General features: G+C 63.0%; 10 protein-coding genes. 4 read left to right on the forward strand and 6 right to left on the reverse strand.

What is annotated here, in order from left to right:
- Positions 1–13: 13 nt before the first annotated feature.
- Both FYB76_RS25680 and FYB76_RS25685 read left to right on the forward strand, forming a co-directional pair.
- Positions 14–793, forward strand: coding sequence for a TatD family hydrolase (locus tag FYB76_RS25680; RefSeq protein ID WP_154135504.1), 780 nt, complete (start codon positions 14–16; stop codon positions 791–793).
- Positions 790–1,461: an ankyrin repeat domain-containing protein gene (locus FYB76_RS25685; RefSeq protein ID WP_034331576.1), complete on the forward strand. Its 672-nt coding sequence runs from the start codon at positions 790–792 to the stop codon at positions 1,459–1,461. The genes FYB76_RS25680 and FYB76_RS25685 overlap by 4 nt, the downstream gene beginning before the upstream one ends.
- Before the next feature lie 81 nt (positions 1,462–1,542).
- Here the strand turns inward: FYB76_RS25685 and FYB76_RS25690 are convergent, their stop codons facing one another.
- The 3 genes from FYB76_RS25690 to hpnD form a co-directional block, all read right to left on the reverse strand.
- Entirely contained in the window at positions 1,543–2,685 is a 1,143-nt protein-coding gene (locus tag FYB76_RS25690) for an alpha-hydroxy acid oxidase (RefSeq protein WP_154135505.1), read from the reverse strand.
- A 172-nt stretch (positions 2,686–2,857) separates the two neighbouring features.
- Positions 2,858–4,186, reverse strand: coding sequence for a hydroxysqualene dehydroxylase HpnE (gene hpnE, locus FYB76_RS25695; RefSeq protein WP_154135506.1), 1,329 nt, complete (start codon positions 4,184–4,186; stop codon positions 2,858–2,860).
- Positions 4,187–4,201: 15 nt separating this feature from the next.
- Positions 4,202–5,035 (reverse strand): presqualene diphosphate synthase HpnD, encoded by an 834-nt coding sequence (hpnD, locus tag FYB76_RS25700; RefSeq protein ID WP_034331572.1) that lies wholly within the window; start codon positions 5,033–5,035, stop codon positions 4,202–4,204.
- 338 nt (positions 5,036–5,373) lie between these two features.
- On the opposite strand from hpnD, the gene FYB76_RS25705 reads away from it, so the two are divergent.
- Positions 5,374–6,213, forward strand: coding sequence for an HDOD domain-containing protein (locus FYB76_RS25705; protein WP_088753608.1), 840 nt, complete (start codon positions 5,374–5,376; stop codon positions 6,211–6,213).
- Positions 6,214–6,301: 88 nt separating this feature from the next.
- On the opposite strand, the gene hpnC is transcribed toward FYB76_RS25705, so the two are convergent.
- On the reverse strand, positions 6,302–7,111 hold the full coding sequence (hpnC, locus tag FYB76_RS25710; RefSeq protein ID WP_154135507.1) for a squalene synthase HpnC: 810 nt from the start codon (positions 7,109–7,111) through the stop codon (positions 6,302–6,304).
- Between the two features lie 30 nt (positions 7,112–7,141).
- Positions 7,142–7,426: a hypothetical protein gene (locus FYB76_RS25715; protein WP_154135508.1), complete on the reverse strand. Its 285-nt coding sequence runs from the start codon at positions 7,424–7,426 to the stop codon at positions 7,142–7,144.
- Between the two features lie 230 nt (positions 7,427–7,656).
- On the opposite strand from FYB76_RS25715, the gene FYB76_RS25720 reads away from it, so the two are divergent.
- Positions 7,657–9,678 carry an acyltransferase family protein gene (locus FYB76_RS25720; RefSeq protein ID WP_154135509.1) on the forward strand — a complete coding sequence of 674 codons (2,022 nt, stop codon included), beginning with the start codon at positions 7,657–7,659 and terminating at the stop codon, positions 9,676–9,678.
- Positions 9,679–9,744: 66 nt separating this feature from the next.
- Here FYB76_RS25720 and FYB76_RS25725 read toward each other — a convergent pair whose 3' ends face one another.
- Positions 9,745–10,050 carry a calcium-binding protein gene (locus FYB76_RS25725; protein WP_154135510.1) on the reverse strand — a complete coding sequence of 102 codons (306 nt, stop codon included), beginning with the start codon at positions 10,048–10,050 and terminating at the stop codon, positions 9,745–9,747.
- Positions 10,051–10,767 lie beyond the last annotated feature (717 nt).

Below are 10,767 nucleotides of genomic sequence, written 5' to 3' on the forward strand. Positions count from 1 at the left end.
TACAATAGCGGCCATGTATATCGATTCCCATTGCCACATCAATTTTCCCGACCTGGCCGCGCGCTTGCCCGAGATCTTCGGCAAGATGGCCGAAAACCAGGTCAGCCATGCCCTGTGCGTGTCGGTGGACCTGCCGGATTTCCCGCAGGTGCTGGCCCTGGCCGAGCAGTATCCCAACGTCTACGCCTCGGTCGGCGTGCATCCGGACTACGAAGACACCCCCGAGCCGACGCTTGATGAGCTGATCCGCCTGGCTGACCATCCGCGCATCGTCGCCATCGGTGAAACCGGGCTGGATTACTACCGGCTGCAGGGCGACCTGGAATGGCAGCGGGAGCGTTTCCGTACCCATATCCGCGCTTCGCGGGCAACTGGCAAGCCGCTCATCATCCATACCCGCTCAGCCTCGGAAGACACCATCCGCATCCTGCAGGAAGAGGGTGCCAGCCCGCAGGCGGGCGGCGTGGCCGGTGTCATGCATTGCTTCACGGAATCGCAGGCGGTGGCCGATGCGGCCATCGAGCTGGGCTTCTATATCTCCTTCTCCGGCATCGTGACCTTCAAGTCGGCCAAGGACCTGCAGCAAGTCGCCCGCACCATTCCGCTGGAGCGCATGCTCATCGAAACCGATTCGCCCTACCTGGCACCGGTCCCTTTCCGGGGCAAGACCAACGAGCCGGGTTACGTCCGCCATGTCGGTGAATTCATCGCCGACCTGCGCGGCATCAGCGCGGCCGACGTGGCGCGCCAGACCTCTGACAATTTCTTCAAGCTGTTCGGAATCAAGCCATGACCCTGCTGGAAAAGCTGCGCGCCCGCTTCGGCGGCATCGGCCGTATCGTCCTTTATACCTCCCTGCTGTTGCCGGGGGCCGCTCGCGCGGGTGCCTATGAAGATTATTTCCAGGCCATCCGCATGGACAACGTCTATTTCCTCAAGCAGCTGATGCAACGCGGCATGGGGCCCAACCTGATTGAGCCCAAACGTGGCTATACCGGCCTGATGCTGGCCATCCGTGAAGATTCGATGAAGGCCTTCGACGTGCTGGTCAATGCGCCCGATGTGAACCTGGAAGCCCAGGCCACCAATGGTGACACGCCGCTGATGCTGGCCTCCTTCTACGGCAATATCCCGGTCGTGAAGCTGTTGCTGGCGCGCGAGGTCGAGGTCAACCGGCCTGGCTGGACCGCCCTGCATTACGCCGCCATCAATGGCAGCTCGGAGATCGTCAAGCTGCTGCTGGATGCCTCGGCCTATGTCGATGCCGAATCCCCCGACGACAAGATGACACCCGTCATGCTGGCCGCCATGCGCGGCCGCGTTGCGGCTGTGGAAGTGCTGCGCGACAACGGCGCAGACCTCACGCTCAAGAACAAGGATGGCTTGACCGCGATGGACCTGGCCCGGCGCTACGGGCAGGAGGGCGTGATCGACGTGCTCAACGTCAAACCGCGCCAGTAGCCCGCCGCGCATACGCCTCGGCAAATAGAAACGTCCCGGCCACCTCGCGGTGGACCGGGACGTTTTACATGGACAGCCGCTTCAGCGCACCAGGATCTGCGGACCGACGTCCTGGATGTCCTTGGTGCCAGTCAGGGCCATGCTGACGTCGAGTTCCTTGCGCATGATTTCCAGCATTTGCGACACGCCATCGCCGCCCATGGCACCGAGGCTGTAGAGGAAGGCTCGGCCGATCATGGTGCCGCGTGCGCCCAGGGCGACCGCCTTCAACACATCCTGGCCGGAACGGATGCCGCCGTCGAACCAGACTTCGATCTGGTCGCCCACGGCTTCGGCAATGGCTGGCAGGGCTTCGATGGAGGACATGGCGCCATCGAGCTGGCGGCCGCCGTGGTTGGAGACCACGATGGCATCGGCACCGCTTTGCACGGCCAGCTTGGCATCTTCCACATCGAGGATGCCCTTCAGGATCAGCTTGCCACCCCATTGCTGCTTGATCCAGGCCACATCGTCCCAGTTCAGGGTCGGGTCGAACTGGCTGGCGGTCCACTTGGACAGTGTCTGCACGCCGCCAGCCCCTTCGCCGCCCTTGATGTGGCCGGCCAGGTTGCCGAAGGTTTTGCGGCCACCCAGGGCACGCAGCGCCCAGCCGGGCTTGCTGGCCAGGTCGAGCAGGGTGTCCAGGGTCAGCTTGGGGGGCACGGACATGCCGTTTTTCAGGTCCTTGTGACGCTGGCCGAGGATCTGCAGGTCCAGCGTCAGCACCAGGGCCGAGCACTTGGCGGCCTTGGCGCGGTCGATCAGGGATTGCACGAAACCGCGGTCGCGCATCACGTAGAGCTGGAACCAGAAGGGTTTGGTGGTCACGCTGGCGACGTCCTCGATGGAGCAGATGCTCATCGTGGAGAGGGTGAAGGGGATGCCGAACTTTTCGGCCGCGATGGCCCCCAGCATTTCGCCATTGGCCCACTGCATGCCGGTCAGGCCGGTGGGCGCGATGGCGACCGGCATGGTCACGTCGTGGCCGATCATGGTGCTGCGGGTGCTGCGCTCGTCGACGTTGATGGCCACGCGCTGACGCAGTTTCAAGGAGGCCAGGTCGCGGCTGTTGGCGCGATAGGTGCTCTCGGTGTAGGAGCCGCTGTCGGCGTAATCGTAGAACGCCTTGGGAACGCGCTTCTTGGCCAGCAGGCGGAAGTCTTCGATACAGGTCATGACCGGCATGGTGTTTTTTCTCCGTTATTTTTGGGTGCGGCCGGGGCCGCCGTGTGTTGGGATTGCAGGCAGGTACCGAAATCGGGCTGCGGACAAGGGATTGCTCAATGCCCGTTATGCTAGTGCATACCTGCCGGGCTTGGGGTGAATCCCTTTGCCGCCACCCATGAAAATTTTACGGTCAGGCCGCCAGCAGCCGCGCCGCTGCCATGCCACTACGCACCGCGCCTTCCAGGGTGGCAGGATAGTCCCCGGCCACATAGTCCCCGGCCAGTGCCAGTCCGGCGGGCATGCCGGTATTGCCGGGACGCTGCAGGCCGGGGGTGCAGGCGAAGGTGGCGCGCTTTTCCGTGATGACGCGGCTCCAGCCGGGCGTGGCCAGGGCCGTATCGCCGAAGTCGCTCGCCAGTTGGCGCGTGATGCCGTCGGTAAGGGCCGCGTGGCCATCGGCGATGGCCTGGCCGGCAGCGCTGACGACGACAGCCAGCAAGCCCGCCTCGCCGCCCAGTTGTCCACGGTCAAACACGAACTGGCCCCAGGCCTGGCGTTGCGCATCATCGGCCAGCGCCAGGAAGGGGGCCGGCAGGCGCACGCCGGGCGGGTACTGCAAGTAACAGGTGGTGATCGGTTCGTGTTCCAGTGCCTGCAGGAGCGCCGTGTCATGCAGGCCGTCCAGCAACTGCGCGGCGGCGTCGGGGCCGGTGGCCAGCACCACCCCGGCGAATTCGCCGAGGCTTTCAGCGGCGCGGTCTTCCAGCCGCCAGCTGCCCTCGTCATTGCCCGGCAGCAGGCGTGCCACGGCCACGCCGGCCTGCACCAGACCGCCGCGCTTGCCCAGATAGGCCGCGGCCGCATCGGGCAGCAACGCGCCCAGGTCGACGCGGGGAATCAGCATGTCGGAGGCAGCGCGACGCGCGCCCAGGCTGTCGCGCAAGACGTTCAGGAAGACTTGCGCCGAAGCCCGTTCCGGCGGCGTATTGAGCGCGGCGATGCACAGCGGACGCCACATCAGGCGGATCAGGCGCGGGGTCTGTTCATAGCGTTGCAGCAGCTCGGCCACACTGCAATCCTGGTGCAGCTGCCAGCCCATCCAGCGCGCCGTGGTGGAAAAGCGCGCCAGCGCCATCTTGTCTTCGCGCGCCAGCCCCTTGGCCCGCAGCAGCGCCACCGCCACATGCCAGGGCGCCGGCAGGCGGGGTGCCACGAAATCCATGCCCTCAGCGCCGGTGGCCAGCGGATAGCGCATCTGCAAAGGCAGGCGCAGCAAGGCGCTGGCCGGATCGACACCGACCTGTTTCATCAGCGCCAGCGTGGAGCGATAGGCCCCCAGCAGGATGTGCTGGCCGTTGTCGAGTGCGCGGTCGTCCAGCTCCACCCGGCGTGCGCGCCCGCCCAGGGTACGCGCAGCCTCGAACAGGCTCACGCGATGGCCCCCGGCGGCCAGCGCCACGGCAGCGGCACATCCGGCCCAGCCGGCGCCGATGACCGCGTAATGGCGCGGGGCGCTCATCGGGAGATGGCCCGGTCAGCCGAAGACATAGGTCTTCCAGGCCAGCCAGAGCTTGCGGATGGGCGTCAGCGAGATGCGCTGGTTGAGCACGTGGTAGCCGTCACGCGTGATCTCGTCGAGCAGGGTGCGATAGATGGCGGCCATCATCAGGCCGGGGCGCTGGGCGCGGCGGTCTTCCTTGGGCAGCAGGGCGAAGGCTTCGTCATAGACGGCCTGGGCGCGCTCGACCTGGAACTTCATCAGTGCCTCGAAGCGCTCGCTGTGGCGGGCGTTGAGGATGTCGGCGGCGGTGACGTTGAATTGCTGCAACTCATTGACGGGCAGGTAGATGCGGCCCTTGCGGCCATCCTCGCCGACATCGCGGATGATGTTGGTAAGCTGGAAGGCCAGCCCCAGCTTTTCGGCGAAGAGCAGGGTGCCGGGCTGGGTATGGCCGAAGATGCTGGCCGAGAGCACGCCCACCACGCCTGCCACATGCCAGCAGTAGCGCTGCAGGCCGGGATAGTCGAGGTAGCGGGTCTGGTCCAGGTCCATTTCCATGCCATCGATGATGGCTTGCAGGTGTTCGCCCTTCAACTGGTAGGTGGCCACGTGCGGATGCAGGGCCTTGGTCACCGGGTGCGTGGGCTGGCCTTCCAGCATGGCGGCGATTTCCTTGCGCCACCACATGAGCTTGGTGCGGGCCACCATGGCGTCTTCGATTTCATCGACGGTATCGTCGACCTCGCGGCAAAAGGCGTACAGCGCCGTGATCGCCAGCCGGCGCTGCGGCGGCAGGAACAGGAAGCTGTAATAAAAACTGGAACCGCTGGCGGCGGCCTTCTGCTGGCAGTATTCGTCTGGAGACATGGATGCGTGGCGGGCGGTTGAAGCATGGGGCAGGCGGCCTGATGGCCCCCTGCGGCAAAGGCGCTATGCTAGCCGAGTGCGCCCGGCAGGGCAAATGCCGCCTGTGGCTGACCCGCTCTTGAAACAGGGCCTCCAAGCCCTCTATTGCGGGGCCCGGCGTTGTCCATTAAGCTCGGGTCAAGCGCATTCCGGAAAAACAAATTCACATGACATCAAATCCGGATGAATTCTGCCGTTAAGCTATGCAGACGTGGCGCAGCGTCGGGTACACCCGGCGCAGGCGCGGCACATCGGCAACCCCGGTCATCGACGATGGCCCCCTGGAGGCTGGAGACACTATGGACAGACTGGAAATTTTTCGCAACATCGCCTCGCAGGCGGGCCGCGGCGAGCTGGTATTCCCGGCCAACGTGAGCGCATCGCTGAAGCTCCAAAAGGCCCTGGCCGACCCGGAATGCCACCTGGAGCTGGCCGCCAAGCTGGTGATGGCCGAGCCGCTGGTCTCGGCGCGCACCGTGGCCATCGCCAATTCGGCGGCCTACAACCGCTCCGGGGGCGAGATCAACAACGTGCGGGCGGCCGTGATGCGGCTGGGCTTCCGTACCCTCAACACCATCACTACCTCGGTGATCGTGCGCCAGCTGGGCCGCACCATCAACAACCCCGGCATGCGCATCAAGTCGGCCCAGCTGTGGGAGCACTGCGCCCACGTGGCGGCCACCGCCTATGTGCTGACCTCCAAGCTGACCAAGGCCGATCCGGAGACGGCGATGTTTGCCGGCATCGTGCATGAAGTGGGCGGCTTCTACCTGCTCTCGCGCACGGATGACTTCCCGGGCCTGCTGGATGGTGGCACCGAGGACTGGATGGAATACGGCGAAAAGATGATCGGCCGCGCCGTGCTCAAGAAGCTTGGCGTGCCGCAGCCGGTGGTCGACGCCATCGAATCCCTGTGGCATGGCGTGCGGGTGCTGCCGCCCCAGACCATCGGCGACGTGCTGCTGCTGGCCAAGGAGTTGTCGCCAGTGCCTTCGCCGCTGCAGCGCACTGCCGTGGCTGAAGCCGGCATCGGTGGCGAGAACCTGGTGGATGACTATATCGGGGACCGTTCGCTGCGCGAGATGCTGGATGATTCGGAAGAACAGATCCGTACCCTGACCGCCGCCTTGCTGGTCTGAACCGGCGCGCTGCCGTTTGTTGTTGGTTTGTTGTTGAAGCCCCGCCTGGCCGATGCGCCGGACGGGGTTTTTTCATGGCCGATCCGGCTTAGCGGCTCAGGCCGCGCCAACCCACGATGAGCCAGTCCGTCTTGCCCAGCTTGGGGCGCCGGCCGAAGACATCGCCTTGTACCGCCTCGATGCGTTCCAGGATGCGCAGGCCACCTTGCACCACCATGCGCAGTTCCAGCCCGATGCGGCCCGGCAGGCGGCGCGCCAGTGGCGCACCGGAGAGCATCAGCGTGCGCGCCCGGGTGAGCTCGAACTGCATGAGCTGCTGCCAGCGCTCGTCGCTGCGGGCGTGGGCGATGTCGGTTTCACTGACCCCGAAGCGTTCCAGGTCTTCGAGCGGCAGGTAGATGCGCGCCTTTTGCCAGTCGATGGCGACGTCTTGCCAGAAGTTGATGAGCTGCAAGGCGCTGCAGATGGCATCCGAGTCCCGGATGTTTTCTTCATTTGCTGCGCCGTACAGGTGAAGCATCAGGGTTCCTACCGGGTTCGCAGAGCGGCGGCAGTAGTCCAGCAGGTCCGTATAGCGGGGGTAACGGGTAGTCACCACATCCTGGCGGAAGGCCGAGAGCAGGTCGCGGAAGGGTTGCAGCGGCAAGTCATGCTCGGCAATGGTCTGCTGCAGCCGTTTGAAGATGGGGTGAGTGCAGGGCGACTGCTGCGCGATCAGGTCGAGCTGGGCCTCATAGGCATGCAGGGCGGCCAGGCGCTCCTCGGGCTGGGCCTCGCCTTCATCGGCGATGTCGTCGGCGCTGCGGGCAAAGGCATAGATGGCCGTGACCGCCGGGCGCAGGCGGGCCGGCAGCAGCAGCGAGGCCACAGGGAAGTTCTCGTAGTGATCGACGGCCATGGGAGATCCGGCTTGCTGGACGCGGGCGGCTCAGTCGAACTTGTCCTTGAGCAGCGCCTCGATGGTGGCGATGCGGGTTTCCACCGTCTCCAGCAGGGCCTGGGGCATGGTGCCCCCGGCATTCAACTGCGCGGCCAGCGAACGGGCGATGCCCATGGCGCCTGCGGTGAACTGCTTGCCATCCTTGGACAGCACGGCCGCGGCCGTGAAGAGGGTGGAGAATAGGATCTGGTCAGCGGTGTTGTTCTCGATGAACTTGTTCAACAGCGCCGTGTGGCTTTGCTTGAGGGCGTCGAATTCTTCTTGGGTGGGCATGGGACCTTCAGGGAAATGGGGCGGGGCGGTTACGTCCCGCGCGCGTTCGGATAGGGCCGTCATCATAGCGGATCAGTGAACAAGCAGGTAGCCGTAGAACCCGGATCATTCTGCGGAGCATTGGCTCGGGCTTTCGTCCAGCTTACCGATAATCTGGTAGCAGCGGGTTGGAAGGACGTTGAGCAGGCTTTCGATGACAGGAAAAATTCGTCATGTAAAATGCCGCCCAAATGAATAAAAATCAATCCATTTCCGACATGCAGGTGCATCCCCGATATCGCCCCGACATCGATGGCTTGAGGGCCATCGCAGTGCTCGCCGTGACCTTTTATCATGCGTTTCCCGGGCTGCTGCCGGGGGGATTCGTTGGGGTCGACATTTTCTTTGTCATTTCAGGCTTCCTGATCTCGACCATCCTCTACCAGAACATCGAGCGCGACAGTTTCAGCTTCCTCGATTTCTATGGCCGGCGCGTGCGCCGCATCTTTCCCGCGCTGGTGCTGGTGCTGGCCAGCGTCTACGGAGTGGCGTGGTTTTCCTTCCTGGGGCCGGAATTCAAGGACATGGGCTTCACCATGGCGGCCGGAGCGGGCTTCGTCGCCAATCTGGCGCTCTGGTCGCAGAGTGGCTACTTCGACAGTGCGGCCGAACTGAAACCTTTGCTTCATCTGTGGTCCCTCGGGATCGAGGAACAGTTCTATATCCTGTGGCCGGTGGTCTTGCTGGCAGGCTGGAAAATGCTGCGTTCGGTCAAGGCCATGTTGCTGATGGCCTTGGTGCTGGCGGCGCTCTCCTTGCTTGCCTGTCTCATCCAAGTACCTGTGAACCCGGTGGCTGCCTTCTACTCCCCCGGCACCCGGATCTGGGAATTGCTTGCCGGTGCGATCCTGGCCTACTGGTTTCTCCATCCGCCCTTGGCGCTGCGCTGGCTCGCACAGTCGCCAGCACGGGCCAATGGCGTGGCAGCCGCCGGACTGGTGCTCTTGCTGGGTAGCGCATTGTTGTTGTCCAAGGACATGCCCTTTCCAGGCTGGCGCGCCCTGTCGCCGGTCTTGGGAGCGGTGCTGCTAATTGCGGCCGATATGCGTGCCTGGACCAATCGGGTGATCCTGTCCAACCGCGCGCTGGTATGGGTTGGCGTGATCAGCTATCCGATCTATCTGTGGCACTGGCCGCTGCTGGCGTTGGCGCGCATCTACCATGGCGCCGAGCCGCCGACTGCCGTGCGCGCGGGCGCCGTGCTGCTGACCGTGCTGCTGGCCTGGCTCACCTATCGGCTGGTCGAGCGTCCGCTGCGCTTCGGATCGCGCAACACCTTGAAGGCGATGCTCCTGCTGCTCTTGATGGCGGGTGTGGGATGTGCAGGCTATATCGCCTATGCGAGCAACGGCGTCCCATCGCGCGTGGTCGAGCTTTCCCGGATCACCAGGGCGGCGGGCGAATGGGAGCACCCGGGCAAGATGCAGAAGCTGGACTGGAAGGGCTATCCAATCTACCGCCAGCCTTCGCAGTCGCCGCGCGAAACCGTGTTCATCGGGGATAGCAATATCGAACAATATTATTCGCGCGTGGACGAGCTGATCGGTCAGGCGCCAGCGCGCTACAACAGCGCGGTGTTTGCGACGGGCGGGGGATGTATCCCGATCCCGCACGCATCCAATGTCTACAAATACTGTGACGGCTACATGGACGCGGCGCGTGATTACGTACTGACCCATGCCAGTGTTTCCACAGTCGTCATCGCCGGCCTTTGGTATCGCTATCTTTCGGGCGAGGCCCCCACCCGCTTGGTACGCCCGGACGGCACGGCAGAGGTGATGACCATCGGTTCTCCGAGCTTGCAGATGGGTTTCGATGCGCTGTCGGATTACATGTTCTCCCTCAAGCGTCAGGGCAAGCAGGTCTACCTCGTCCTGAATATTCCCATGGGAGACAAGTTGGACCCCAAGTTCTTGGCCGACCGGTCCTTGCTCCATCCTTTCGCGATGAAGCCGCGCCAAGGCGGTATCGATCTGGCGGAGCTCGAAGCGCGCTATGGCGATATCAGGACCGGACTGCAGCGCGCGGCCGCGAAGGTCGGCGTGCAGGTGATCGATCCTGCCGCCGTACTGTGCCAGGATGATCATTGTCCGAGCATGGATCCGGACGGAGAGCCGCGATACAAGGATGGCTTCCATCTGCGACCCACCTATGTGCGCCATCACGCCGGTTTCCTTGATCAGGTCATGCTTGCGCCGGGCGCGGCGCAATAGTTTTTCCGCCCGAGCCGGCGGCGCTTGCCGCCGGCCTTGGTGCCGGACGGCGCGCGTGCTTTTCGCTCAATGGCTCACTGCCAGCAAGACTTTGACATTGCCACCTTGCGCCTCGGCCCAACTGGACTGGGTCGTCGTCGGCGCGGCGAAGCTGGCATACCAGTCCTTCACCGTCACCTGGTCGGTCTTGCCCAGCACCTTGATGCGCAGGTCCTGGCCGGTCTTGCTGAACCACAGATTGTCCTGCCGGGCGTCGGTGAGGCTGAGGGTGTCGACCTTGCCCTTGCCGCCTGGGACTGATGGTCGTTCAAAGAGGTGGCGGTGAGGACTGGCAGCGGGGGAGGCGGGGAGGGGGCATGATATTTTTTTCATGCCGGAGTAACCACGGTTTTCCTGGATGGCGAAGAGGAGCCTGTTGCAGAAATCAGAACAGTGCGACTAGGCCGGGCTGGATGTGATCCGTGCGCAGGTAGCGTGCGCCGGGATCATGCATTCAGTGGCAGATGCGGTGGCAAAGCCTGGAGTAGTACGGATTGTCTGGTGCGAGGAGGGGGACTCGAACCCCCACACCATTGCTGGCGTCAGGACCTAAACCTGAATACTTTGGCAATTGAAAAAGATCTAATCCGTTGATTTTAAACAATTTAATGATGCTTTCAAAACACTTTCCCCAAATCAATTCCCAAATTGACGTTTGATAGTTTTTGCTTCCACGCTAATCATTACATGGTTATAGCAAGAAGTATTCGGGTAGTCCGCGGAAATAGCCGCTGCCTATATCTTGAGAACATTGAATCAATCAGCCGACTCTCGTGAAAAATAATTAACAAGTATTCACATAATTATTGAATTTGACGTAATATTTTATCGCGCCATGGGGATGGCATTGCTTTTTGTGTGTATTCGAGGGAGAAGATATGGGAACCGATGAAGAGCGTGCAAAAGTGAATTTGCCCTTAATGTGTTGAATTGCATTTAAATCTGACCCACTTTCCTCGGAAATTTGCATCCTAAGTTGACCCATGTTTAGACCACAATCCTGCTCATGATAGCGAGCGGGAGAACGGAGTGATAAACGTGGCCCTACTT

The organism is Herbaspirillum sp. CAH-3 (assembly GCF_009668275.1).
GTDB lineage: Bacteria > Pseudomonadota > Gammaproteobacteria > Burkholderiales > Burkholderiaceae_D > Herbaspirillum > Herbaspirillum aquaticum.

What these genes read in the sequence shown, in the direction of transcription:
- FYB76_RS25705 (WP_088753608.1), top strand. Translation starts at nt 5,374, where the DNA reads ATGGACAGACTGGAAATTTTTCGCAACATCGCCTCGCAGGCGGGCCGC.
- FYB76_RS25680 (WP_154135504.1), top strand. Translation starts at nt 14, where the DNA reads ATGTATATCGATTCCCATTGCCACATCAATTTTCCCGACCTGGCCGCG.
- hpnE (WP_154135506.1), bottom strand. Translation starts at nt 4,186, where the DNA reads ATGAGCGCCCCGCGCCATTACGCGGTCATCGGCGCCGGCTGGGCCGGA.
- FYB76_RS25720 (WP_154135509.1), top strand. Translation starts at nt 7,657, where the DNA reads ATGAATAAAAATCAATCCATTTCCGACATGCAGGTGCATCCCCGATAT.
- hpnC (WP_154135507.1), bottom strand. Translation starts at nt 7,111, where the DNA reads ATGGCCGTCGATCACTACGAGAACTTCCCTGTGGCCTCGCTGCTGCTG.
- hpnD (WP_034331572.1), bottom strand. Translation starts at nt 5,035, where the DNA reads ATGTCTCCAGACGAATACTGCCAGCAGAAGGCCGCCGCCAGCGGTTCC.
- FYB76_RS25690 (WP_154135505.1), bottom strand. Translation starts at nt 2,685, where the DNA reads ATGCCGGTCATGACCTGTATCGAAGACTTCCGCCTGCTGGCCAAGAAG.
- FYB76_RS25715 (WP_154135508.1), bottom strand. Translation starts at nt 7,426, where the DNA reads ATGCCCACCCAAGAAGAATTCGACGCCCTCAAGCAAAGCCACACGGCG.
- FYB76_RS25685 (WP_034331576.1), top strand. Translation starts at nt 790, where the DNA reads ATGACCCTGCTGGAAAAGCTGCGCGCCCGCTTCGGCGGCATCGGCCGT.
- FYB76_RS25725 (WP_154135510.1), bottom strand. Translation starts at nt 10,050, where the DNA reads ATGAAAAAAATATCATGCCCCCTCCCCGCCTCCCCCGCTGCCAGTCCT.